Here is a 24,980-nt window from a genome sequence, read left to right on the forward strand (position 1 = left end):
CATGTTCGCGCCTGTTACCGCTCTCATTTCTGCAAAAGTTTGCCCGAAAACCGAATTTCCGATAGGCCGGATGACAAACTAATGGAATGCAGGGTGGAGAATAGATGTATCGCGTTTGGAATTTTCTTAACGAGTATTCACTTTTGCTCATCATCGGGGCGATTATTGCTCTCGTTTGGGCCAACCTAGACTATGACAGTTACCACCATTTTGTTGAGTTTAAGATCTGGGACCACGCGCCCATCGGTCACTACCATGACGGCCACCGCACCCTAACCCTGCACTATCTGGTCAATGATCTGCTCATGGCCTTGTTCTTTGCCATCGCGGCCAAGGAAGTCTGGGAAGCGGTGATCCTCAAAAACGGTTCTTTGCGCGGAAAACGCGCCGCAACGCCTTTGTTTGCGACCGCGGGCGGCATGTTTGGTCCAATTGGGGTGTATCTTGGCCTTGCCCTATTGATGGGGTCAGACACGTATAACGCAGTCGCCAATGGCTGGGCCATCCCCACCGCGACCGACATTGCGTTTTCCTACCTTGTGGGCCGCCTAGTTTTCGGCGCGGGTCACCCGGCCGTGCGCTTCTTGTTGCTCTTGGCCATTGCTGATGACGCCGCAGGGCTAATCATTCTGGCCATTTTCTATCCCTCGTCCGAGCTGGCACCGGAATGGCTGTTGCTTTCCTTGGCGGCGGCGATCGTCGTTTTTGTCATCTTCAATTGGTTACCGCGCTATCTGGACCGGGGCAATCAGGCGCGACCCAATTCCACCTGGATCCGCAAAAACCTGCATTTCTTCCCCTATTTTGTCGCGGCCTGCTTTAGCTGGTACGGCTTCATGCGCTCGGGTCTGCACCCGGCGCTGGGGCTTTTGCCTATCGTGCCGACAATCCCGCACGCTGACCGCGCCTTTGGCCTGTTTTCAGAGGCAGAGAGCTATCTGCACGATCTCTTGAATGTCATTGAACACGCTCTCAAACGTCCGGTCGAAGTGATCCTGTTCTTCTTCGGATTGTGTAACGCAGGAGTGCAATTTTCATCGATTGGCGATGCGACATGGCTGGTCCTAGCGGGGCTGATCATCGGCAAACCGATTGGCATTCTATTGTTCGGCTGGTTCGCTGCTGTACCGCTCAGGCTGGGGATCCCCCAAGGGATGCGCATTATTGACCTTGTGGTGATCGGCTGCGTTGCGGCCATCGGTTTCACAGTCTCGCTGTTTGTGGCTTCGGTCGCATTTGAGGCAGGGCCGGTTCAGGATGCCGCCAAAATGGGCGCCCTATTCAGCTTTGCTGCTGCTTTGATTTCGATCATTGCGGGCAAACTGTTTCGGGTTGAGAAACAAAACCTGTGATCCACCCTAACGTGACAAATGCAGAAAACCGGCGATTTGCGCCGGTTTTTTCTTGTTTCCTGCCCTAATCTTGCCTCAGAGAGTTGCTAAAGATGCGAACAATCCGACATATTGACCTTAATTCGCCGACAGAGCGTTAACGGTTTTGGGATAAGTTAAGGCAGAGCAGCCCGGGAGCAGTCTATGCTCGAGTTTGAAAACGTCAGTAAGTCCTTTTGGACGGGTACACAGCGCAAGGTGATCCTTGATCGCGTGTCTTTTCGTGTGGAATTGGGCCGCTCTATGGGTGTTTTGGCCCCCAATGGCACGGGCAAAACGACGTTGATCAACATGATGGCCGGCCTTGAAAAACCGGATGAGGGCGTGATCCGCCGCGATTGCCGCATCTCATTCCCGCTTGGTTTTATGGGCGGGGTTGTCAGCAAACACACGGCAATGGAAAACTGTCGCTACATCGCGCGCCTTTACGGCTTGGACCCGGACTATGTGGAATCCTTCTGCCGATGGCTTTGTGATCTTGGCGAATACTTTGACCAGCCGCTGGGCACCTACTCGTCTGGTATGCGGTCCCGGTTCACATTTGCGCTGTTGCTGGCACTGGATTTCGATATGTACCTCATCGACGAGGGTATGCCATCTTCGACCGATGTGAACTTTAACAAGAAGGCGGGCGATGTTCTTCGCGAACGCCTGCGTACAACCACTATCATCATTGTATCCCACCAGCCAAAGACGCTTGAGGCATTTGCCAAGTCTGCGGCGGTTTTGCTGAACGGCAAATTGTACATGTTTGATACCTTGGAAGAGGCAAAGCAGCTCTATGACTACCAAACCCAAGGCTAAAAAATTTCGCATCCGCAGATCTGTCGGCAACGGCGCGATGGCAGCAGGAGGCGCAGGCGCACCCAGCGAATCAGCAGGTGTGCCTCAACCCGGCCCCAAACCACCAACCAGCCCAGACTCACAATCTGCCGCGGCGCAACGCCCACAACCGGTCAGCGATGGTGTCGCGCGCGACCCGGCCACGGGCAAACCACCGGCGCCGGGACAGGTCAAACCGGCCGAACAGGAAATCGACGAAATCAAGCGCGAAGGGTTGACCGGGCGCCAGTTGCGCATGGCGCGCCGCATGGCCCAGCAAAACGGGCTTGCCGCAACATCTGACTATGACGCCGTGCGCCTGTTACGCGCGTCGGGCATCGATCCGTTCCAGCGCAGCAATATGTTGGAACTGGTCCAGCAGAAAACTGACAAGGTTCCGGCAGAGGTTGAAAAGAACAAAGTTCAGCTGCCTCAGACCATGCCAGCGGACAAGAACACGCTGCCCAGCACCGAAACAAAATCACCAGCCGAAATGCGTGCCATTGAGATTGGCGAGATTCAGCGTGATATTGCCCGCCGCCGTCGGCGGCGCCTTTTGTTGCTGGCCGCGCGTCTGTCGGTCTTTGTTTTTCTGCCCACCCTGTTTGCCGCGTGGTATTTCTTTTCGGTGGCCACGCCAATGTATTCCACCAAGTCAGCCTTCCTTGTGCAACAGGCCGAGGGGGGAACTGGCACCGGGCTTGGGTCCCTCTTGCCTTCACAGTTGAACGTGAACAGCGACGCAATTGCCGTACAGGACTATTTGACGTCAAAAGATGCGATGATCCGTCTGGACCAGGATGCAGGCTTCAAGGCACACTTCTCCAGCCCAATGATCGACCCGATCCAACGCCTGGATCCGGATCCGTCCAACGAACAGGCCTACAAGGTCTACAAAAAGATGGTAAAAATTGGCTATGACCCCACGGAAGGGTCGATCCGCATGGAAGTTATTGCTGCTGATCCGGAGCTGGCCGCGCAATTCTCGAACGCGCTGGTAAGCTATGCCGAAACCCGCGCTGATGATCTGTCGCAGCGCAAGCGCGAAGACCACCTGAGTGATGCGCGCAACAGCCTTGATAAGGCCAAGGCAGAGCGGCGCGAAGCACAACAGGCACTGGTCAAATTGCAAACCGAAGGCGACCTGATTGACCCCGAAGGGCTGATTACCGCCCTGCGATCCCAGATTTCCAACGTCGAAGTAAGTTTGCAGGAGAAAGAACTGCAACTCGCGGCGCTCAAAGACAACGCCCGCCCGAACCAGGCGCGTGTGCAAGGTGTCGAGGGCGATGTGCGCCGCCTGAAAAACCTGCTCGATCAGTTGGAAGCAAGAATGACGGACGCGGTTGTCGGCGAAGACTCTCTGGCAGAAAAAACAGCGCGCATTCAGATGGCGCAAGCCGATCTGGCGACCGCTGACATTATCATGCAATCCGCACTGCAAACGCTGAAACAGACCGAACTCGAGGCCAACCGGCAGGTGCGCTATCTGACAACCAGCGTCGATCCGGTGGCCAGCGAAGATCCGTCATATCCGCGCAGTTTCGAAAACACCGTCTTGGCCTTTCTCATCTTTTCAGGCATCTATCTGATGATCTCGCTTACCGCGTCGATCCTCAGAGAACAGGTGTCCTCGTAAATGAAACACATTGATATCGCTGGTCTGACGATTGGCAATGATCAGCCCCTGACGGTGATTGCGGGTCCATGCCAACTGGAGAGTGCGGACCACGCCCAAATGATTGCAGGCCAAATGAAAGAGGCTTGCGAAGCCGCTGGCGCGCAGTATGTTTTCAAGGCCAGCTACGACAAGGCTAACCGCACATCCATGTCAGGCAAGCGTGGTCTGGGCATGGACGCAGGGCTCAAAGTGTTGTCCGATCTGCGTGATGCGATTGGTGTTCCCGTCCTGACGGATGTACACAGTGACGCACAATGCGCCCCTGCCGCTGATGCTGTCGACATCTTGCAAATCCCTGCCTTTTTGTGCCGCCAGACTGATCTTTTGCTGGCCGCAGGCCATACCGGCGCTGTGATCAACGTGAAAAAAGGCCAATTCCTAGCCCCGTGGGACATGGACAATGTAGTGGCCAAGCTCGAAAGCACAGGCAACACCCGCATCATGCTGACCGAGCGCGGCACGTCGTTTGGCTACAATACGCTGGTGACCGACATGCGCGCCCTGCCTCGGATGGCACAAACCGGTTATCCGGTTGTGATGGACGCCACGCATTCGGTGCAACAACCGGGCGGCCAAGGCGGCAGCACCGGAGGACAACGTGAATTTGCACCAGTCATGGCCCGTGCCGCAGTGTCCTTGGGGGTTGCATCCGTCTTTATTGAAACCCACGAAGATCCGGACAATGCGCCATCGGACGGGCCAAACATGATACATCTGCGGCACATGCCCGAGTTGATCGACACGTTGATGGCGTTTGACCGCCTTGCCAAAACGCATCCATTACAGTTTTGAACGACGAATAAAGAGACATTCCAAATGACCAAACCTATTGCCGACGTAACCCCCAATACCTGGGAATTTCTGCGCGATCCGATGATCAAACCAACGGGCTTTCGCGAGTATGATGCGCGCTGGAAGTTCCCCGACGAGATCAACCTGCCAGGCATGACCGCACTTGGCTTTGGCCTTGGAACCCAGATCCGGCGTCGGGGTATCGATCCGGTAATCGCCGTGGCCAACGACTATCGCGACTATTCTCTGTCCATCAAGAACGCCCTCATTATTGGCCTAATGCAGGCCGGGATCAAGGTCATCGACATTGGCCCAGCTGTTTCGCCCATGGCCTATTTTTCGCAATTCCATCTGGATGTGCCTGCGGTGGCCATGGTCACGGCCAGCCATAATCCCAATGGCTGGACAGGCGTCAAAATGGGCTTTGAGCGCCCTTTGACACACGGTCCAGATGAGATGGCTGAGCTGCGTGATATCGTATTGGGCGGTGACTTTGACGCGGCACCCGGCGGATCGTATGAGTTCGCGCCCGGCGTCAAGGAAGCCTACATTGACGATCTGGTGGGCGATTTCAAAATGTCGCGCCCGCTCAAGGTGGTCTGTGCCACTGGCAATGGCACGGCCGCGGCATTTGCGCCAGAAATTTTTGAACGCATCGGCGTCGAGGTGGTGCACAGCCATACAGAGCTGGATTACACATTTCCGAACTACAACCCAAATCCGGAAGACATGCTGATGCTGCATGACATGTCGGACTCGGTCAAAGCATCAGGCGCAGATCTGGCGCTTGGTTTTGATGGCGACGGCGATCGCTGCGGCGTAGTGGATGACGAGGGCGAGGAGATTTTTGCCGACAAGGTGGGCGTGATCATGGCGCGCGATCTGTGCAAAATCTATCCCAACGCGACCTTTGTGGCAGATGTGAAATCGACGGGTTTGTACGCAGCTGACCCCGAATTGCAAGCGGCAGGTGTGAAAACCGACTATTGGAAAACCGGCCACAGCCATATGAAACGCCGCGTGAAAGAAATCAACGCGCTGGCAGGTTTCGAAAAATCCGGCCACTACTTTTTGGCCGAACCGATTGGGCGCGGCTATGACTGCGGCATGCGCGTGGCCGTGGAAATATGCAAGCTGATGGATCGCAACCCAGACAAATCCATGTCTGACCTGCGCAAAGCCCTGCCCAAAACCTGGTCGACCCCGACCATGTCGCCTTATGCCGCTGATACCGAGAAATATGACATTCTTGAGCGCCTGGTGGCTAAACTGGTGGCCAAACACAAGGCAGGTGACAGCTTTGCTGGTCAACCGATCAAGGAAATTGTGACTGTGAACGGCGCCCGTGTCATACTTGAGAACGGCAGCTGGGGATTGATCCGCGCGTCTTCGAACACACCGAACCTTGTTGTGGTCTGTGAAAGTGCGCAGAGCGAGGACGAATTGCGCGCAATCTTTGACGAGTTGAACGTGGTGATCCGCACCGAACCGGGTGTCGGCGATTACGACCAGACCATTTGAACATCAGCGCGCGGGTGCTCCCGCGCCTTATGAACGCAGCTTGCTGCGTTCATAAGGCTTGGGCGTGGCTCAGCAAAGCTGAGCCTGAGGGGCGCTGCCCCTTGTCATAGCAAAAGCTATGACCACCCCGGGATATTTTTGGCGAAAGGAAGATGCGAGGAAAGCCTGTGACGGCTTGAGGAGCGGCTAGGCCGCCAACCCGCGCCCTTTGAGCAACGCCTCAACACCGGGCAGACGTCCACGGAATCTTGTGTAGAGCTGATCAGCTTCGACCGATCCGCCAGCGGATAGGATGTGGTCTTCCAACGCTTGGGCAATGGCCGGATCAAACGCGCCGCCGGCCTCTTCAAACGCCTCAAACGCATCCGCATCCATCACTTCGGACCACATATAGCTGTAATACCCGCTGGAATAGCCATCCCCGGCAAAGACATGGGCAAAATGCGGGGTCGCGTGGCGCATTGTGATCGCGTGCGGCATGCCCAAGCTCTCCAGCACGTCTGCCTGCTTCGACATCGGGTCAGCAGGTGCCGTGCCCTCATGAAAGGCCAGATCCACTAGCGCCGAGGCCACGTATTCCACAGTTTGGAACCCTTGGTCGAAATTTGCGGCCCCCAGCACTTTCTCGAGCATTTCCGCAGGCATGGCCTCGCCCGTCTCCGCATGTGTTGCATAGTCGCGCAACACTTCGGGCACCTCAAGCCAATGCTCGTAGAGCTGGCTGGGCAGTTCTACAAAATCACGAGCGACCGATGTGCCAGAAATGCTCTCATAGGTCACGTTTGATAGCATCTGATGCAGCGCGTGACCAAATTCGTGGAACAGTGTGCGCGCGTCGTCATAGCTGAGCAACGCGGGCTCACCTTTTGCAAAATTGCAGACATTGATCACCACAGGCGACTGCACTTCGGGGAATTTCGCCTGCCCTCGCATCGCAGAGCACCATGCGCCAGACCGTTTTGACCCCCGCGCAAAATAATCTCCGATAAACACAGCCACATGCGCGCCATCGCGTGTGACCTCCCATGCGCGGCAATCCGGATGGTAAAGCGGCGCATCCAGCGGTTTGAACTGTAATCCGAACAAGCGTGTCGCACAGGCAAAGGACGCCTCGATCATGCGATCCAATTGCAAATATGGCTTCAAAGCCGCCTCATCCAGATCATGTTCCGCCTTGCGTCGTTTTTCCGCGTAATAGCGCCAGTCCCACGGCTCTAGCGGGCCGTTCACACCATCCTCTTTCATCATCGCGGTCAACACAGCGGCATCCGCCTCGGCGCGGGCCTTGGCCGGGGTCCAGACAGCAGTCAGCAAATCGCGCACTGCGCCGGGCGTTTTGGCCATCTCGGTTTCCAGCTTGTAGTCGGCAAAGCTGTCATAGCCCAAAAGTGCCGCTCGCTCGTGACGCAGCGCCAAGATCTCGGCCGCGATTGATCGGTTGTCGGTCTCGCCACCATTGGCTCCACGTGCGCCCCAAGCCGCAAACGCCTTTTCACGCAGATCCCGGCGCGGCGAGAATTGCAGGAACGGCACGATCAGCGAGCGCGAGAGTGTGACCACCGGGCCCGCCGCGCTCTTTTCTGTGCCAGCTGCGCGCGCGGTATCGATTACAAATTCGGGCAGGCCCTCAAGGTCATTTTCGCCCAATTCCATGAACCAGTCGCGCTCATCCGCCAACAGGTTTTGGGTAAACTCCGTGCCCAGAACCGCCAGGCGCGATTTGATGTCTTTCATACGTGCATCAGCTTCGCCAGTCAGCGCGGCACCGCCACGCACGAAACCGCGATGGGTCAGCATCAACACACGTTGTTGTTCGTCGCTCAGATCAAGTGTCTCGCGCGCGGCCCAAACGGCAGCGATACGTGCAAACAGCGCCTTGTTGGCCGAAATCTCTGCACCATGCTGTGCCAATTTGGGTGAAAATTCACGCTGCAACGCTTCGCGCGCTGGGTTGCTGTCGGCCCCCGCGACGCTGAAAAACACGGACAAAACCTTGTCCAGCCCTGTGCCTGCCGCCTCCAGCGCCTCAACTGTGTTTGCAAAACTCGGCGCATCAGCGTTTTCAGCAATCGTGGCAATCTCAGCCTTGTGCGCCTCAAGCGCATCTTCAAAAGCGGGTGCAAAATCCTCGTCCGAAATCGCGTCAAACGGGGCCAGGTTGAACGGTGTGTCCCAGTTGGACAAAAGCGGGTTGGTCATGGGGGGCATCTCCTTTGAGGTCAACCTAAGGTCGGTGCTGGCTGGCTGCAATCACTCTTGCAATCATAACTGTGCGCCCCCACGCTGCGACAAAACACAGGGATCAAAAAATGACATATAGAAACCGCTCGACCGGACCGATGACCACCGCAATTCACGCTGGTGAAACACCCGATCCAACCACAGGCGCATCCGCCCCGCCGCTGCATATGTCCTCAACCTTTGTTACCGATCAGGTCGCCGGGTTTTCCGCCCATGACCTCGAAGACAATGGCGCGTTTCTGTATGCGCGATGGGGCAACCCCACGGTGCAGATGCTGGAACAGAAAATCGCGGCCCTTGAAGGCACCGAAGATTGCCTGTGCGTAGCTTCGGGAATGGCGGCAGCGACCGCGATTTTCCTGACATTCCTGTCAGCGGGCGATCATGCCGTCGTTTCGGACGTGTCCTATGCGGGTGTCGCGGAACTGGCGCGTGATACGCTGCCCCGTCTTGGAATCGCTGTTGATACAGTCAATATGTCCGATCCTGCCGCTGTTGCCGCCGCGATCCGGCCCAATACCAAACTGATCCATACCGAAACTCCAGTGAACCCAATCGGGCGACTGACCGACCTCGCGGAAATCGCAACGCTCGCCAAACAGGCAGGCGCGCTGATGTCGTGTGATGCCACTTTTGCCTCGCCCTTGGGGCAGGATTGCAGCGCGCTTGGCGTCGACCTGATCATGCATTCCGTGACCAAATATATCGGCGGGCATGGTGATGCGGTGGGCGGCGCGGTGGCCGGTCGCAAAGAGCTGATCGCACAGATGCGCGGTGAGGCGTCAATCCACCACGGTGGAATCATGTCGCCGTTTAACGCGTGGCTGATCGCACGCGGCCTGTCGCTTTTGCCGATGCGCATGAAGGCGCACGAGGCCGGTGCTATGGCGGTCGCCCAATGGCTCGAGGCACAGCCCTCGGTCACACGGGTGATCTATCCCGGCCTCGCCAGTCAACCCCAACATGACCTCGCTCAGCGACAAATGACCAATATGTCCGGCATGATCGCGTTTCAGGTTGGCAGTGCGGCACAGGGCGAAGCACTGCACAGGCGATGATTGACCGCCTGCAAACCATCCACTACGCCGTGTCGCTGGGCCATCACCGCAGCCTTGTGTTCTGGATGGGCACCGATGCGCTGATGGAAACATCTTTCCGCCTGACTGGATCACAGCTCGACAGCTACCGGGATTTTGCCGGTGACGGCATCATGCGCCTGTCGGTAGGATTGGAAGACAGTGAAGACCTGATCGCAGACCTCTCGCGCGTGATCTGACCCCCGCGAGAAGCGCACGATCAGGGCGCGCGGAGCTGCCCTAGTCCCGCCCCAAGCCCTGACCACAAATCGGGCAATTGGGGCGTGATTTCAAACCAATCTTTCGCGTTTCGCCCCAAAGCGCATCATAGATCATCATATCGCCGCGCAACGCGGCGCCGGCACCGGTGATCACCTTGATGGCTTCGACCGCCATCATTGTGCCCACCACGCCTGGCAGCGGCCCGATCACACCTGCCTCCGCACAGCTGGGTGCCAAACCTGGCGCTGGGGCCTCGGGGAAAATACATTGATAGCATGGCGCGCCAGAGGCTGGATCAAACACGCTCAACTGCCCTTCCCACTGCGACAAAGCGCCAGAAATCAGTGGCTTGCCCAGCGCCACACATTGGCGGTTCACAAGGTAGCGCGTGTCAAAATTGTCGGTCCCGTCCAGCACAAGATCGTATTCTTCGGTCAGCGCCCGTGCGTCCTCCTCACTCAGCCGGCGTTGATAGGGGCGCACAGTCACAAATGGGTTCCGCGCTTTCATCGCCGCCTCAGCCGAAAACACCTTGGGCACGCCAATGGCATCGTCACGGTGGATCACCTGCCGTTGCAGGTTTGAGTTGTCGACACTGTCGTCATCCACGACACCAATCGTACCCACACCCGCCGCCGCCAAATACAGCAGCGCGGGCGAGCCAAGGCCACCAGCCCCAATCACCAACACCTTGGCATCCTTGAGCTTTTTCTGACCCAATCCTCCCATCTCGCGCAGCACAATATGGCGCGCATAACGGTTCAGTTCAGTATCGGTAAATGGCCCGGCTTCGGCCTGTGCCTCAGGTTCCTGCGCCTTGTTGCGCAGCCCCTTCAGCACCCGCGAATACCCCAGCACAATCGCCACTGCCGCGCCCATCAGCACCCACAGCGCAAGGCTGTCACCAGTCGCCACCTTCAGCGCATGGCCACTTGGAAACGCGAGCTGCACACCCAAAACGCCCACATAAAGAACGCCAATCATGCTCCAACGCGCCGTGTGCGGCGCTTTCATCACAGCACCCACCAGCCACAGCAGAAGCGCCAGACCAAAAACCAACAGCATCAGCTCACCCCGGTCGAGCCGAACCCGCCCGTTCCACGAGTCGTCTCGCTCAGCGCATCCGCCACCTCGAATACACCCTGCACCACCGGCGCCACAACAAGCTGCGCCATCCGCATACCGTGTTCGATGTGAAACGGCTCGGTGCCCGCGTTCAGCACAATCAGCCCCAATGGCCCGCGATAATCGCTGTCAATTGTGCCCGGCGTGTTCGGCAAAGTGATCCCATGCTTTAGCGCCAGCCCGGACCGGGGCCGCACCTGCACCTCGTATCCCTCTGGGATCTCCACCGAAATCCCGGTCGGCACCAGCACGCGTGCGCCGGGGTTTAGTGTCACGCCCTCTCTCGCGCCTTCGGGAAAGTTTGCGCGCACATCCGCGCCCGCGGCCCCTGCGGTTTCATAGCTGGGCAACGGAACGTCCCGGTCGGCCCTGTCCAGCCAGCGTATTTTGAGTATAACCATGTTTTCTATACTGTTCCCCGCCTCGCCCGGATCATCCAAGCGTGTCGGCAATGCGACGTGCCAGTTGAATGGCAACCTCGTCCTTGCCCATTCGTGGCCAGCTTTCCGCGCCCGCATCAGAAATCAGCGTCACCGCGTTTTCCGATCCTCCCATGATCCCGGTTTCCGGACTCACGTCATTGGCGACGATCCAATCGCATTTTTTACGCAGCCGTTTGGCTGTGGCATGGGCGATTACGTCGTCGGTTTCGGCGGCAAAGCCGACAACCAAAACAGGCCGTCCGCTCTCTAACTGGCTCACCGTGGCCAGAATATCTGGATTTTCGGCAAAGTTCAGCGCCGGGAGCTGGCCATTCTGCTTCTTGATCTTGCTGTCGGATGCGCCATCTACACGCCAGTCGGCCACCGCTGCGGCAAACACAGCCGCATCCACTGGCAACACCGATTGCACGGCGCTCATCATCTCTGCCGCGGTCTCAACTTCGACCACCTGTGCCCCTTCCGGGCGCTCAGCCTCTGCCGGGCCGGTCACAAAAACCACCTCGGCCCCCAGCGTGACCAAGGCCCGCGCAATCGCGCTGCCCTGCGCCCCGGACGAGCGGTTCGCGATATAGCGCACCGGGTCAATCGGCTCGTGTGTGGGACCAGACGTTACCAAAACCCGCCGCCCCGTCAGCGGCCCCTCAGCCATCGCTGTCTCAATTGCCGCAACAATCTCTAGCGGTTCAGACATGCGCCCCGGCCCATATTCGCCGCAGGCCATATCGCCCTCGTTCGGGCCGACAAAACTCACCCCATCGCGCCGCAACGTCGCAACATTGCGCTGTGTCGCAGGATGGTCCCACATGCGTACGTTCATCGCAGGCGCCACCAGAACCGGTGTGTCTGTGGCCAACAACAATGTTGAGGCCAGATCATTGGCTGCGCCTTGCGCCATCTTGGCCATCAGATCCGCCGTCGCCGGGGCAACCACAATCAAATCCGCCGAACGAGACAATTGAATATGTCCCATCTCGGCCTCATCCATCAGATCAAAAAGATCGCGATAAACCTTCTCTCCAGCCAGCGCCGACACCGAAAGAGGTGTCACAAACTCTTCGCCCGCCTTGGTCAGTACAGGTGTCACCCAAGCTCCACGCTCGCGCAGCCGCCGGATCAGGTCGAGTGATTTAAACGCGGCGATTCCACCCGCGATGATCAGCAAAATCCGCTTGTCTGTCAGCAATTTGGGCCCCTTTCGCGCCAGATCGCCCCAAACTTAGGCCCCTGCGCCGCGCGACACAAGCAAGCTTGGCTATTCAAACGCCTTACACGGGTCTTCACGCTCGGCTTCTTGGGTCACGATCCAGAAATCATATGGCGCCCCCGGCTCTGGCGCGCCCTCGATCTGCGCCACCGACACCACGTCCAGCCCTTCGGGCAACAGTGCAGGCACACCCCAATCGGTGCGCGCATGGCCATTGCCGGTGATCACCACCACCGGCCCTCCGGTTGCGGCATGGGCGTCAACAACCGCGCGTGCCAGTGTTGCATCGCGCAGCCGTTGCACCATGACCATACCGCCCAGCATGCTCTCGGGCAGCGCATTGCAATGGGCCTGCATCTGCATCGCCTCCCGTGTCGCTTGCTGTTCCTCGGGCAACGCCCCGGTCAGGCCAAACACCTCGGCATCCTCGCCAAACCGCGCGGCCACACCGTCACCAGACACAGCCGCCCGCGCACTCTCGCGCGTGACCTGCGCGCCATAAATTTCCGCCCCACCCGAGGCCGCAAATATCGGATAATACATCGAAAAATCGGGCCAGCCGCTCTGCGCCCAATCCAGTGCCTCGCCCAGCGCGGCCTCATCGCCCAACAGGTCCGGCGTCACAAACGCCGCCTTTTCAGGGGTCAGCATCTCAAACACTACCGCCTTGGGGGCCAGCACGGCCACAGCCTCGGCCTGATGGGAGTGGTGAAACGGGTTGTCGTGCAACTCCCCCAAAATCACCACGTCCCGGTCGGCAAACCCGGCCAACTGATCCGGCATTATCTCTTCGGCAGCCAAAGGCGCGGCCAGCAATATCAGGGGCAACAAATATCTCATGCGTCTGACATGGCACCCCATTGCACCGGCTTCAACCCTTGCGCTTGCCCTCGCTTTTGCGCAATTTGCCGCGCAACGCGAAAGGCCTCTCATGCTGGAAAACCTCACCCTCGTGCTTGGCGGCGCCTCGTCTGGCAAATCTGCCTTTGCCGAACAGCTCGTTACACAATCCGGCGCACCACGCGTCTATATTGCCACGGCCCAAGCTTTTGACGACGAGATGCGCGCCAAAATTGCCGCCCATCTGGATCAGCGCGGCGACAACTGGCGCACCATGGAAACCCCGCTCGACGCCGCCGACGCGCTTGCAGATGTTGCACCAAACGAGGTTGCCCTACTCGATTGCGCCACCATGTGGCTCTCAAACCACCTGCTGGCCGAGAGCAATCTTGCCGCCCAGACCGACCGCCTGCTCTCAGCGCTCGCAACCTGCAAAGGCCGCGTCGTGTTGGTGTCAAACGAGGTCGGCCTTGACGTGGTGCCCGATAACGCCCTTGCACGCCGGTTCCGCGATGCCCAAGGCAAGCTAAACCAACAGATCGCCGCCCGCGCAAACCTTGCTGTGCTGGTTGTTGCTGGCCTGCCCATGGTTCTGAAAGGCACCCTGCCATGACCCAGCTGTTCCTTGTGCGCCATGGCCCCACCCACGCGAAGTCCATGGTCGGCTGGTCCGACCTGCCCGCCGATCTCTCTGACACCGCCGCCATCGCGCGGCTGGCCGATTTCCTGCCAGCAGACGCGCCTGTGATCAGCTCCGATCTCTCGCGCGCCAGCGCAACCGCCGACGCGATCCAGCGGGACCGCCCCCGCCTGCCCCACGATCCTACCTTGCGCGAAATCCATTTCGGCGATTGGGAGTTGCAAAAATTTGCCGACATCGAAGCCACCGATCCCATCCGCATCCGCGCCTACTGGGAAACCCCGGGCGAGGTGCGCCCCCCGAACGGGGAAAGCTGGAACGAAGTCTGCGAAAGGGTCAACTCCGCCATCGACCGTCTGATCACAGAGCATTTGGACCACAACCTGATCATCGTTGCCCATTTCGGCGTCATCCTGACCCAGATCCAGCGCGCCGAACGCCTAACCGCTTACGAAGCGTTTTTGCATCGTATCGATAACCTGTCGGTCACAACCATCTCGATCATAGAAAACAACTGGACCCTGGGCCGCATTAATCACAATCCGTGATGACCCTGGTCAAAACCTTTCGTTTTGCCGATCCGAGTTCACTTGCTAGCCTTCGCGCATGACATATCAATTGTATCTCGGCGATTACGCCTATTCCTCATGGTCGCTGCGCGGCTGGCTTTTGTTTGAAAAATTCGGGATCGAGCGCTCTGTTCGCGTGCTCGATTTTACCCAAGCGTCGGTTTCCGAGCAACTGAACCTTGCGCCTGCCAAAACCGTGCCCACCCTCGTCACCTCCGAGGGCGCGATCATCGACGACAGTCTCGCCATTGCCGAAGAGTTGGCCAGCCGACATCCAGAGAAACCCTTCTGGCCATCTGACCCGTTGGCACGCGCCACCGCCCGGACCCTTACGGCGGAAATGCATTCCAGCTTCACCGCCTTGCGCGCCGACTGCCCGATGAACCTACGCCTGTCTTACAGAGACGCCGCCCCTTCCGACAATGTGCGCGCAGATCTGAACCGCATCGAAACACTCTGGGATCACGCCCGCAAAATTTGCGGCGGAGACGGTCCATGGCTCTTCGGTGACTATTCCATCGCCGATGTGTTCTATGCCCCCGTCGCAGCGCGCATTGCAGGCTATAACCTGCCCGTCAACGATACGGCCCAAGCTTATGTTGCCACACATCTGGCTGATCCGGCGTTTCGTCGCTGGCGCGCTATGGGTCTTGTGCGCGGCGAAACTCTGACATGGTACGCCAAACCTTACGATACCCGCCGTTGGCCCGGCCCAGCGCCTCTGCCCGCCCGCGCTGTAGACGGAACCGAGGCTGAAAATGCCGCCTGCCCTTACTCCGGTGATCCAGTCACGCATGTGCTTGAACTGGACGGCCGCCGATTTGGCTTTTGCAACGCGTTTTGCCGCGACAAAACAGTGGCCGACCCTGCTGCATGGCCTGCGTTCATGGCGCTTGTTTAGAAACGCGTTAACCCTTCGCTAACCACACTTCGTTTACCAATGTTAACGGAGTGTGGTGAAAGGGTCGGTCATGGTTTCGCGGGCATATACCGTGGCATTCGAAGGGGTCGAGGCGCATCAGGTCGAGGTGCAATGCGCCGTGACGCCCGGTTTGCCAGCCTTTTCAATCGTCGGTCTGCCCGACAAAGCCGTCTCCGAGGCGCGCGACCGGGTGCGCTCTGCACTGTCCTCGATGGCCATCGCGCTACCCTCTAAACGCATCACCATTAACCTTTCCCCTGCGGATTTGCCCAAAGAGGGCAGTCATTTTGACCTGCCCATCGCCGTTGCTTTGCTCGCCGCTCTTGGCATCATTCCCGACGATGCCGCCGAAGGCACGGTTTCCCTCGGCGAACTCTCGCTTGATGGCTCGCTTGTGCCCGTCACCGGCGCCCTGCCCGCGGCCATGTCCGCCGCCGAAGATGACAGGACCCTTCTCTGTCCACGCGCCAGTGGCTCCGAGGCCGCTTGGGTCGCTGCAACGCAGGTGATCGGGGCCAATTCGCTTGCCGACGTTGTGCGCCACTATACCGGTCAATCACCCCTGCCCCCGTCCGAGCCCGGCGAGGTCAACCCAGACACAAGCCCGCTCGACCTGTGCGACGTCAAAGGGCAGGAACGCGCCAAACGCGCGCTCGAAATCGCCGCCGCAGGGCGTCATCATCTCTTTATGATTGGCGCGCCCGGATCGGGCAAATCCATGCTGGCCGCGCGCCTGCCCACAATCCTGCCGCCTCTCAGCCCCGCCGAAGCACTGGAAACCTCCATGATCCACTCGGTCGCGGGGCTTTTGGATCAAGGCGGCATTTCCCGTGCGCGTCCGTTTCGCGAACCGCATCATACCGCATCCATGGCTGCAATTGTGGGCGGTGGACGGCGCGCTACGCCCGGTGAAATCTCGCTCGCGCATAATGGCGTGTTGTTCATGGATGAAATTCCGGAATTCTCGCGTGCGGTGCTGGAAACCCTGCGACAGCCCATCGAGACCGGCAAAGTCATGATCGCGCGCGCCAATGCTCATGTCACTTATCCGTGCAAATTCATGCTTATCGCCGCCGCCAACCCCTGCCGCTGTGGCCAAATGTACGACCCAAATCGCGCCTGTTCACGTGCACCGATCTGTGGCGAAGACTATCTGGGCCGTCTGTCCGGCCCCTTGCTCGACCGGCTTGACTTGCGTATCGAAGTCCCGCCGGTTCAGTTCTCAGACCTCGACCTACCCGCCAATGGAGAAACCTCCGCCACCGTGCGCGAACGGGTGGTCGCAGCGCGCATTCTGCAAGACAGCCGTTTCGCAAGCACGCCTGACATTCGCGCAAATGCCGACATGTCAGGCGCAGTGTTGGAAGAGTTGGCGACCCCGGACGCCGAGGGCCGCGCTTTCTTGGGCAAGGTCGCTGAACGTTTTGGCCTCACGGCGCGGGGCTATCACCGCGTCATGCGCGTGGCCCGCACCATCGCCGATCTTGCGGGCAGCGACACGGTGCGCAAACCCCATGTGGCCGAAGCGGTGAGCTTTCGCCTCACCGCCTCCAAAGAAGTATGATCAGGCGCGCTTGGCCTCAATCGCCTGCCAGATTTTTTCAGCCACATTGATCCCGTCAAATCGTTCCAGTTCCTGAATGCCAGTCGGCGAGGTCACGTTGATTTCGGTCAGGTAATCGCCAATCACGTCGATCCCAACAAACACCTGCCCCTTTTCGCGCAGCAACGGCCCAATCGCAGCGCAGATCTCAAGATCTCGCGCGCTCAGCGCAACCTTTTCAGGCCGCCCGCCCACATGCATGTTCGACCGGGTCTCGCCTGCCGCAGGTACACGGTTGATCGCGCCAACCGGTTCACCGTCCACCAAGATCACCCGTTTGTCGCCATTGCTGACATCCGGCAGGAATTTCTGCACGATCAAAGGCTCCCGGCTGAAGCCTGTGAACAACTCATGCAGCGACGTCAGGTTGCGGTCGTTCACGTCAAGACGGAACACACCTGCACCGCCATTGCCGTAAAGCGGTTTCAGAATGACATCGCCATGCTTTGCCTTGAACGCCTTGATTGTGTCCAGATCACGCGCAATCGTCGTGGGGGGTGTCAGGTCCGGGAAATCCAGCACCAAAAGTTTTTCAGGGAAATTGCGCACCCAAAACGGATCATTCACCACCAGCGTATCCGGTGCCAGCCGGTCCAACAGGTGGGTCGAAGTGATGTAATGCATGTCAAACGGTGGGTCTTGGCGTAGCCATACCACGTCGAAATCACGCAATTTAATGTGGGTTTCCGGGCTCAGATCAACATGATTGCCCTGTTCCCGCCGCACGGTCATACCATGCCCACGCGCGGTGATCTCGCCTTCTTCATAGGCCAGCTTGTCGGGTGAATAGAAAAACAGCTCATGCCGACGCGCCTGAGCCTCTTCGGCCAGCCGAAACGAGCTGTCTGCATTGATATCAACCGATTGAATCGGATCCATCTGAAAAGCGATCTTCATGGGGCACCCTTTCTTGTTGCCCCTACATGGCCCAAGGGTGTCCGGCTTTCAATGGGGGCTCATGCCGCTTGCAACGCGTTTTCGATAATCTCAACCTGTCCGGCATCATTCACCAAGGCGACATCGAACCGTGTATCTGTCAGCAAACCAAGCGGTTCAGTGCCAATGAATTCTTCGCCCGCGCTCAAGATGCGCTGCATCTGGGCCGGGCGTATACGTTCTGCGGCCTGCGCAAAGCTCTTGCTTTTCTTGACTTCAACAAAGACCACCTGATCATCCCGGCGCAGAACCAAATCCAATTCCCCGCTACGCCCACGCCATCGACGATGGGCAACCGTCATCCCATGCCCTTCATAGGCGCGCGCCACGCAGTCTTCGGCGGCACAGCCAGCATGGTAATTCACTTGTGATCGTCTTCGCTGCTGTGAAATCGCCATACCAAACCCTCGATCGTTACAAATCCTTTTTCACTTTTAGGGCCATTTGATAAATTTTTCGTTTATTCACCCCCATACTTTGGGCCACCGCATCAGAAGCGTCGCGCACGGACATATTTTCCAGCGCAGAGCGTAGCGCGCCTTCGATGTCGTCTTCGCTTGCGCTTTCACCACGGGCGCGATCAATCAGGACAACAATTTCTCCTTTGAAATTGCGCCCCTCGGCCGCTTCGGTCAATGATCCCAGCGACCCACGCAAGACTTCCTCGAACTTCTTGGTCAGCTCCCGACATACCGCCGCCTGACGGTCCGCCCCCAGAACAGCGGCGGCGTCCTTCAGCATCGCGCCCACGCGCTTAGGCGATTCGTAAAACACCAGCGTCCCTGGCACATCGCGCACCGCCTCAAGCCCGCTGCGCCGCGCGCTTTTTGCATTTGGCAAAAACCCAGCAAAGAAAAACGCATCCGTCGGCAACCCAGCCAATGTCAGCGCCGTGACAATCGCAGACGGCCCCGGTGCCGAAGTCACCATATGCCCGGCCTCGGATGCAGCGCGCGACAGATGATAGCCGGGATCGGCAATTAATGGCGTACCCGCCTCCGACGCATAAGCCACCGAAAGCCCCTGTTCCAGAAAGCCCATCAGCTTGTCCCGCGCACCCGAACCGGAATGATCGTGATAGGATAACAGAGGCCGATCCCCCAAAGGAACCCCATGTATTTCCAGCAATCGGCGCATCGAACGGGTGTCTTCGGCGGCGATCACATCTGCTGACGCCAGCACATCCAACGCCCTAAGCGTGATGTCGCGCGCGCTGCCGATTGGTGTGGCGACAAAGTACAAACCGCCCCGCAATTTTTCGCTTGTGTGATTCACCTCTGGACCCGCCTTGTCGTACGTTTATTATTCACTCCAATCGGGCGGCCGGATCATCTTTGCGGACCCGACCCCATTGGGAGTGGAGATTTCATGATGTTTGCTTTTCTTAAACCCGCCCGCAAGTTTCTGAAAGGGGCAGCACTCGCCCTGACCAGCATTGCTTTGGTCGCCTGCGAAACAACGGGCCTGAGCACCGGGCCGTCAATTTCGACAAACGCCCCTGTACCAGTTGCGCTGCTTGTCCCCAAAGGGTCAAGCAATTCCGGTGACGCACTCTTGGCGCAAAGCCTTGAGAACGCTGCAAAACTGGCAATCGCTGATCTGGACGGCGTGCAAGTCGACCTGCGCATTTACGCCACTGCGGGTGATGCCAACACTGCTGGCGCAGTTGCCATTCAGGCTGTGAACGAAGGTGCAAAAATAATTCTTGGTCCGGTCTTTGCAGAATCTGCCAATGCTGCCGCTAAATCTGTATCTGCGCGCAATATCAATGTTTTGGCCTTTTCCAACAACACGACGATCGCCGGGGGCAATCTCTTTGTGCTTGGACCGACATTCGACAATACGGCGGATCGGCTGGTGGGCTATGCCAAACGCAATGCCAAAGACAACATCCTGACGGTTCATGCCGACAATGTGTCCGGCCAATTGGGCCGCAACGCGATCTTGTCGGCTATCTCACGCCAACGCGCTTCGGATGCGGGCACTGTCGGGTATCAGTTTTCCCAAGAAGGTGTGATTGCCGCAACCTCTCAGATAAAGCTAACCGCCGACCAAAATCAGGCTAACGCGATTTTCCTGACATCCGACACATCCGGCGCACTACCGCTAATCTCGCAATTGCTGCCCGAAGCGGGCCTGAGCCCCGCTACCATTCAGTATATGGGCCTGACCCGCTGGGACATTCCCGCCCAGACACTGGAACTGCCCGGTGTTCAGGGGGGATGGTTCGCCTTGCCTGATCCGCAGTTGAATCAGCAGTTCCAATCGCGCTATGCGCAAGCATATGGCGGTCTCCCGCATCCGATTGGTGGGCTGGCCTATGATGGCATCGCGGCAATTGGCGCACTGGTCAAATCCGGCAAGAGCGATGCATTGACCACTGGCGCCCTGACTCAGGGTGCTGGATTTCAGGGCGTGAATGGCATCTTCCGCCTGCGCGCCGACGGTACGAATGAACGCGGGCTGGCTGTGGCCACGATCCGCGACAAGAAGGTGGTGATCATTGACCCAGCCCCAACACGCTTCGGCGGCGCCGGATTCTGAGCTTTTTAAGGCTTTCCCAGCCCTTCCCTCCAAGGAGCTTCTTTGCACACCGTCCGACATCTTTGATGTAGAGACCACACTCGCAGAGATCAGCGGACTAAGATCCGAACTATCAGACGACCGCGAATTTCGAAGCGCGGTCGTCCAAAGGTTGATGGCGATCCGCAAGGATGGCATGGCGCTCATTGCCAAACTTTTCCAAGAAGAACCACGCCGGTCACGACGCATGACCCGGTCCTATACCTGGCTCACCGACTGCCTTGTCGGGTGCGCCTATCACGTGGCAACACAGCACATTCACCCTTTGGCCACGCCCACCTCTTCTGAACGCCTCGCATTGCTGGCGGTTGGTGGCTACGGGCGCGGTGAGATGGCGCCGCAATCTGACGTCGATCTGCTGTTTCTGACACCCTACAAGATCACTGCGTGGGCCGAGAGCGTGATCGAAACCATGCTCTACATCCTCTGGGATCTGCGCCTCAAAGTCGGCCATTCCAGTCGCACAGTCAAAGACTGCCTGCGCCTGGGTCGCGAGGATTTCACGATCCGAACCGCCCTGCTGGAACAACGGTTTCTGGCCGGTGACACGTCGCTGGCCACCGAACTGGACGAACGCTTGCTCGAAGAGCTGTTCAAAGGCACCGAGCGGGAGTTTATCGACGCCAAACTTGCCGAACGCGAAGCGCGCCACCTGAAGCAGGGTGAACGCTATGTGGTTGAACCCAACGTAAAAGAGGGCAAAGGCGGTTTGCGAGACATGCAATCGCTCTTCTGGATCGCCAAATATGTCTACCACGTGCAAGAGGTCGCTGAGCTGGTCGATCTTGATGTATTGCAGCGCGACGAGCTGGACATGTTCAAAAACGCCGAAAAATTCTTGTGGGCAGTGCGGGGTCACTTGCACCTTTTGTCTGGCCGCCCCACCGAACAGCTCAGCTTTGACATTCAGGTCGAGGTGGCCGATCGCATGGGCTATGTCGACAAAGGCGGACGCCGCGCCGTTGAGCACTTTATGCAGGACTATTTCCGCCATGCGACCATGGTTGGCGACCTAACGCGAATCCTGCTCAGCCGCCTCGAGGCGATTCACGCCAAGGCGGCCCCATTGCTAGAGCGGATATTCCGCCGCCGTCCAAGGGTGAAACCGGCCTACAAAGTGGTGCACAACCGTCTGTCCATTGCCGACGAAGAAGCGTTTCTTGATGACAAGGTCAATCTGCTGCGTCTTTTTGAAGAAGGGCTGCGAACAGGTCTTTTGATCCATCCAGACGCCATGCGTCTGGTGCGCGCAAACCTGCATCGGATCAACGAGGACATGCGCGCGAACAAGGAAGCGCGTCGCATTTTCCTCGATTTGCTGCTCAAACACGGCAACCCCGAACGCGCCTTGCGGCGCATGAACGAACTGGGTGTTCTGTCGGCCTTTATCCCCGAATTCCAGCGGATTGTGGCGATGATGCAATTTAATATGTATCACTCCTATACCGTTGACGAACACACCATTCAGGTCATCGCGAATCTCGACAAGATTGAGCGCGAAGAGCTGCGGGATGAGCTTCCTTTGTCTTCAGACATCCTGAAGTCCGGCATCAATCGCCGGGTGCTAATGGTGGCGTTGCTGTTGCATGACATCGGCAAGGGTTCAGACATTGACCACTCGATTCTCGGCGCGCAAATCGCACGGCGCGTGTCACGCAACCTTGGCCTGCCCAAGGCCGAATGCGAAACCGTTGAATGGTTGGTGCGGCATCACCTTTTGATGTCAGACATGGCCCAGAAACGCGACATTGCCGACCCGCGCACCGTGCGCGCCTTTGCCAAGGCGGTGTCCACTGTCGACAGGCTCAATCTTTTGACGGTCCTGACGGTTTGTGACATTCGCGGGGTTGGTCCGGACACCTGGAACAACTGGAAGGCCGTTCTGCTACGCTCGCTATACAGTCAAACCAAGCTGGTTTTGGAAGACGGTATGGAGGCGATCACCCGCGAGAACCGGGGCACCGAGGCCAAGAAACTGCTTCGTAAAGAGCTCGCCGATTGGCCTGCAAAGGATCTCAAGAAAGAGACCGGGCGCCATTATGACCCTTATTGGCAAGGTTTGCATATCACAGCCCACAAGGTCTTTGCCGAATTGCTGCGCAAAATTGAGGGTTACGAAATTTGCATTGACCTGCACCCGGACGAAGACCGAGACGCAACCCGCATTTGCTTTGCACTCGAAGACCATCCGGGCATCTTTTCACGCCTCGCTGGGGCCTTGGCACTGGTTGGGGCCAATGTGGTCGACGCACGCACGTTTACGTCCAAGGATGGGTACGCAACGGCCGCATTCTGGGTGCAGGATGTCGAAGGCCACCCCTACGAGGCCGCACGCCTGCCCCGTCTGCGCAACATGATCGAAAAGACGCTTAAGGGAGAGGTCTTGCCAACCGAGGCCATCAAATCCCGTGATGTGATCAAGAAACGCGAACGCGCATTCAGAGTGCCGACGACCATAACCTTCGACAACGAAGGTTCCGAGATTTACACCATTATCGAGGTTGACACCCGCGATCGTCCGGGCCTGCTCTATGATCTCACACGCACGCTGGCGAATTCCAACGTCTATATCGCCTCTGCGGTCATCGCCACGTACGGCGAACAGGTGGTCGACAGTTTCTACGTCAAGGACATGTTCGGCCTGAAATTCCACACACCGTCTAAACAGCGCACGCTCGAAAAACGCCTGCGCAAGGCGATGGAACTTGGTGCGGAAAGGGCACGTTCTTGAAACCCATCCGCCTGATAAGCGGCTTTCTCACCGTTGGTTTCTGGACCCTTATGAGCCGCATTCTGGGTTTTGCGCGCGAAATCCTGATCCTCAGCTATATCGGGCCGGGCAGCGCACTCGACAGCTTTGTCGTGGCCTTTCGCCTGCCCAACATGTTCCGCCGCTTCTTTGCCGAGGGTGCGTTCAACGCGGCATTTGTGCCGATGTTTTCGCGCAAATACGAGGCCGACGAAGACGCCGTCGCCTTTGCCCGCGATGCGTTTAATCTGTTGGCCACTGCGGTTCTTTTCCTCACTGCACTCGGGATGGTGTTTATGCCGGTGCTGGTCTGGGCCACGGCCAAAGGTCTCTACGGGGACGAGCGGTTTGATATGGCCGTCGGTTTTGGCCACATCGTGTTTCCCTACATCCTCTTCATGTCGCTGGCCGCGCTGTTTTCCGGCGTGCTGAATGCCACCGGGCGCTTTGCCGCCGCAGCCGCCGCGCCAGTCCTGCTCAATATACTTGTGGTGCCCGCCCTTTTGATCGGGGCCGCAGTGGGCGGGGATGTGGTCATGTGGCTGGTCTGGACCATCCCTGTGGCTGGTGTGGCCCAACTGGCACTGGTCTGGATAGCGGCGGCACACGCTGGCGTATCATTCCGCCCTGGCCTGCCCAAATGGACGCCTGACATGTCCAAAATGGTGCGTGTTGCGGTGCCTGCTGCGCTTGCCTCGGGCGTGATGCAAATCAACCTCGTGGTGGGTCAGATCGTGGCCTCCTCCACCCCCGGTGCGGTCAGCTGGCTCTTTGCGGCGGATCGGCTCTATCAATTGCCGCTGGGCGTGGTGGGCATTGCCGTCGGTATTGTTCTGTTGCCTGACCTGTCACGCCGTCTTGCCGCTGGCGATGATGATGGCGCGCGCCATGCATTTTCCCGCGCCGGTGAGTTTGCGCTGTTCCTCACCATCCCCTGTGCGGTGGCGTTTCTGGTAATCCCCTTGCCTTTGGTGTCGGTGATGTACGAACGCGGCGCCACCACCGCCGACGACAGTGCCGCAATCGCGGTGGCCGTGGCCATTTACGGGCTTGGCCTGCCTGCCTTTGTGCTGCAAAAATTGCTACAACCGCTGTTCTTTGCCCGCTCTGACACCAAACGCCCGCTAAACTACGCGCTGTGGGCCATGTTTGTGAACGCAGCGCTCGCTTTTGGCTTATCGCCATTTCTGGGCTGGATGGCCCCGGCCATCGCGGCCTCTGCCTCTGCATGGATCATGGTTCTGCAACTCAGCATCGGCGCGCGCCGTTTTGGCCCTGTCGCCCGGTTCGACGCCCGGCTGCGTGACCGCTTGTGGCGCATTTGCCTATGCTCAGCCATCATGGCCGCCGCGCTCTGGGGCGGCACCCTGATCCTCAGCCCATGGCTCGGCATGGCCGGTTGGCGCTATCTTGCCTTGCTCATCCTCATCGCTTTCGGCAGCGCGACGTACTTCCTCAGCAGCCATATCCTGCGCGCGTTCCGGTTTTCCGAATTGCGCAGCGCCGCCAAGAGGTCAGGATAACTCGCTGTTTTCACTATAATTTCAGAAAACAGTTGCCCTTGCACAGGATTGTGACATTACATCTCTACATTCACCCCAAAAGGGGAAGGAGAGGGAT

22 protein-coding genes are annotated in these 24,980 nt (G+C 58.4%); 14 read left to right on the forward strand and 8 right to left on the reverse strand.

Annotation, left to right across the window (positions count from 1 at the left end; genetic code table 11):
• Positions 1-104 precede the first annotated feature (104 nt).
• The 5 genes from CLV88_RS02995 to CLV88_RS03015 all read left to right on the forward strand — a co-directional run bounded on the left by CLV88_RS02995 (position 105) and on the right by CLV88_RS03015 (position 6,207).
• On the forward strand, positions 105-1,352 hold the full coding sequence (locus CLV88_RS02995) for a Na+/H+ antiporter NhaA (RefSeq protein ID WP_106606856.1): 1,248 nt from the start codon (positions 105-107) through the stop codon (positions 1,350-1,352).
• 183 nt (positions 1,353-1,535) lie between these two features.
• Complete coding sequence (locus tag CLV88_RS03000) at positions 1,536-2,195, forward strand: ABC transporter ATP-binding protein (protein ID WP_106606857.1); 660 nt, start codon at positions 1,536-1,538, stop codon at positions 2,193-2,195.
• Complete coding sequence (locus CLV88_RS03005) at positions 2,173-3,852, forward strand: KpsE/RkpR family capsule polysaccharide export protein (RefSeq protein WP_106606858.1); 1,680 nt, start codon at positions 2,173-2,175, stop codon at positions 3,850-3,852. The genes CLV88_RS03000 and CLV88_RS03005 overlap by 23 nt, the downstream gene beginning before the upstream one ends.
• Positions 3,853-4,686, forward strand: a complete 834-nt coding sequence (gene kdsA, locus CLV88_RS03010) for a 3-deoxy-8-phosphooctulonate synthase (protein WP_106606859.1) — start codon at positions 3,853-3,855, stop codon at positions 4,684-4,686.
• Positions 4,687-4,710: 24 nt separating this feature from the next.
• On the forward strand, positions 4,711-6,207 hold the full coding sequence (locus CLV88_RS03015; RefSeq protein ID WP_106606860.1) for a phosphomannomutase/phosphoglucomutase: 1,497 nt from the start codon (positions 4,711-4,713) through the stop codon (positions 6,205-6,207).
• Positions 6,208-6,393: 186 nt separating this feature from the next.
• Here the strand turns inward: CLV88_RS03015 and CLV88_RS03020 are convergent, their stop codons facing one another.
• The gene (locus CLV88_RS03020) at positions 6,394-8,406 is read right to left on the reverse strand and encodes a M3 family metallopeptidase (RefSeq protein ID WP_106606861.1); all 2,013 of its coding nucleotides are present in this window, start codon (positions 8,404-8,406) and stop codon (positions 6,394-6,396) included.
• Between the two features lie 110 nt (positions 8,407-8,516).
• Here CLV88_RS03020 and CLV88_RS03025 point away from each other — a divergent pair, with 110 nt between their 5' ends.
• Both CLV88_RS03025 and CLV88_RS23555 read left to right on the forward strand, forming a co-directional pair.
• Positions 8,517-9,506: a trans-sulfuration enzyme family protein gene (locus CLV88_RS03025; RefSeq protein WP_207797005.1), complete on the forward strand. Its 990-nt coding sequence runs from the start codon at positions 8,517-8,519 to the stop codon at positions 9,504-9,506.
• Positions 9,503-9,724, forward strand: coding sequence for a PLP-dependent transferase (locus CLV88_RS23555; protein ID WP_207797006.1), 222 nt, complete (start codon positions 9,503-9,505; stop codon positions 9,722-9,724). Before CLV88_RS03025 ends, CLV88_RS23555 begins: the two co-directional genes overlap by 4 nt.
• Positions 9,725-9,764: 40 nt before the next feature.
• On the opposite strand, the gene CLV88_RS03030 is transcribed toward CLV88_RS23555, so the two are convergent.
• The 4 genes from CLV88_RS03030 to CLV88_RS03045 all read right to left on the reverse strand — a co-directional run bounded on the left by CLV88_RS03030 (position 9,765) and on the right by CLV88_RS03045 (position 13,358).
• Entirely contained in the window at positions 9,765-10,811 is a 1,047-nt protein-coding gene (locus tag CLV88_RS03030) for a HesA/MoeB/ThiF family protein (protein ID WP_106606862.1), read from the reverse strand.
• Positions 10,811-11,272, reverse strand: a complete 462-nt coding sequence (gene dut / locus CLV88_RS03035; protein WP_106606863.1) for a dUTP diphosphatase — start codon at positions 11,270-11,272, stop codon at positions 10,811-10,813. The genes CLV88_RS03030 and dut overlap by 1 nt, the downstream gene beginning before the upstream one ends.
• A 31-nt stretch (positions 11,273-11,303) precedes the next feature.
• Complete coding sequence (coaBC, locus tag CLV88_RS03040; protein ID WP_106606864.1) at positions 11,304-12,497, reverse strand: bifunctional phosphopantothenoylcysteine decarboxylase/phosphopantothenate--cysteine ligase CoaBC; 1,194 nt, start codon at positions 12,495-12,497, stop codon at positions 11,304-11,306.
• Between the two features lie 69 nt (positions 12,498-12,566).
• On the reverse strand, positions 12,567-13,358 hold the full coding sequence (locus CLV88_RS03045) for a ChaN family lipoprotein (protein WP_106606865.1): 792 nt from the start codon (positions 13,356-13,358) through the stop codon (positions 12,567-12,569).
• Between the two features lie 91 nt (positions 13,359-13,449).
• Between CLV88_RS03045 and cobU the strand changes: the two genes are divergently transcribed.
• The 4 genes from cobU (at position 13,450) to CLV88_RS03065 (ending at position 17,053) form a co-directional block, all read left to right on the forward strand.
• Positions 13,450-13,971, forward strand: coding sequence for a bifunctional adenosylcobinamide kinase/adenosylcobinamide-phosphate guanylyltransferase (gene cobU, locus CLV88_RS03050; RefSeq protein WP_106607082.1), 522 nt, complete (start codon positions 13,450-13,452; stop codon positions 13,969-13,971).
• The gene (locus tag CLV88_RS03055) at positions 13,968-14,546 is read left to right on the forward strand and encodes a histidine phosphatase family protein (protein ID WP_106606866.1); all 579 of its coding nucleotides are present in this window, start codon (positions 13,968-13,970) and stop codon (positions 14,544-14,546) included. Before cobU ends, CLV88_RS03055 begins: the two co-directional genes overlap by 4 nt.
• Positions 14,547-14,604: 58 nt before the next feature.
• Entirely contained in the window at positions 14,605-15,468 is an 864-nt protein-coding gene (locus tag CLV88_RS03060; RefSeq protein ID WP_106606867.1) for a glutathione S-transferase, read from the forward strand.
• Positions 15,469-15,538: 70 nt separating this feature from the next.
• Positions 15,539-17,053, forward strand: a complete 1,515-nt coding sequence (locus tag CLV88_RS03065; RefSeq protein ID WP_106606868.1) for a YifB family Mg chelatase-like AAA ATPase — start codon at positions 15,539-15,541, stop codon at positions 17,051-17,053.
• On the opposite strand, the gene gshB is transcribed toward CLV88_RS03065, so the two are convergent.
• The 3 genes from gshB to rsmI are packed head-to-tail and all read right to left on the reverse strand — an operon-like array spanning position 17,054 to position 19,303.
• Positions 17,054-17,989, reverse strand: a complete 936-nt coding sequence (gene gshB / locus CLV88_RS03070) for a glutathione synthase (RefSeq protein ID WP_106606869.1) — start codon at positions 17,987-17,989, stop codon at positions 17,054-17,056.
• 59 nt (positions 17,990-18,048) lie between these two features.
• Positions 18,049-18,426, reverse strand: coding sequence for a YraN family protein (locus CLV88_RS03075; protein ID WP_106606870.1), 378 nt, complete (start codon positions 18,424-18,426; stop codon positions 18,049-18,051).
• Positions 18,427-18,442: 16 nt separating this feature from the next.
• Positions 18,443-19,303: a 16S rRNA (cytidine(1402)-2'-O)-methyltransferase gene (gene rsmI, locus CLV88_RS03080; RefSeq protein WP_106606871.1), complete on the reverse strand. Its 861-nt coding sequence runs from the start codon at positions 19,301-19,303 to the stop codon at positions 18,443-18,445.
• Between the two features lie 96 nt (positions 19,304-19,399).
• Between rsmI and CLV88_RS03085 the strand changes: the two genes are divergently transcribed.
• Genes CLV88_RS03085 through murJ form a run of 3 tightly spaced genes read left to right on the forward strand, consistent with a single transcriptional unit; the run spans position 19,400 to position 24,883 of the window.
• Positions 19,400-20,572: a penicillin-binding protein activator gene (locus tag CLV88_RS03085; RefSeq protein WP_106607083.1), complete on the forward strand. Its 1,173-nt coding sequence runs from the start codon at positions 19,400-19,402 to the stop codon at positions 20,570-20,572.
• Positions 20,532-23,342, forward strand: a complete 2,811-nt coding sequence (locus tag CLV88_RS03090; protein ID WP_106606872.1) for a [protein-PII] uridylyltransferase — start codon at positions 20,532-20,534, stop codon at positions 23,340-23,342. The genes CLV88_RS03085 and CLV88_RS03090 overlap by 41 nt, the downstream gene beginning before the upstream one ends.
• Entirely contained in the window at positions 23,339-24,883 is a 1,545-nt protein-coding gene (gene murJ, locus CLV88_RS03095; RefSeq protein WP_106606873.1) for a murein biosynthesis integral membrane protein MurJ, read from the forward strand. Before CLV88_RS03090 ends, murJ begins: the two co-directional genes overlap by 4 nt.
• Positions 24,884-24,980 lie beyond the last annotated feature (97 nt).

Source organism: Shimia abyssi (assembly GCF_003014475.1).
In the GTDB taxonomy this organism is placed as follows: domain Bacteria; phylum Pseudomonadota; class Alphaproteobacteria; order Rhodobacterales; family Rhodobacteraceae; genus Shimia; species Shimia abyssi.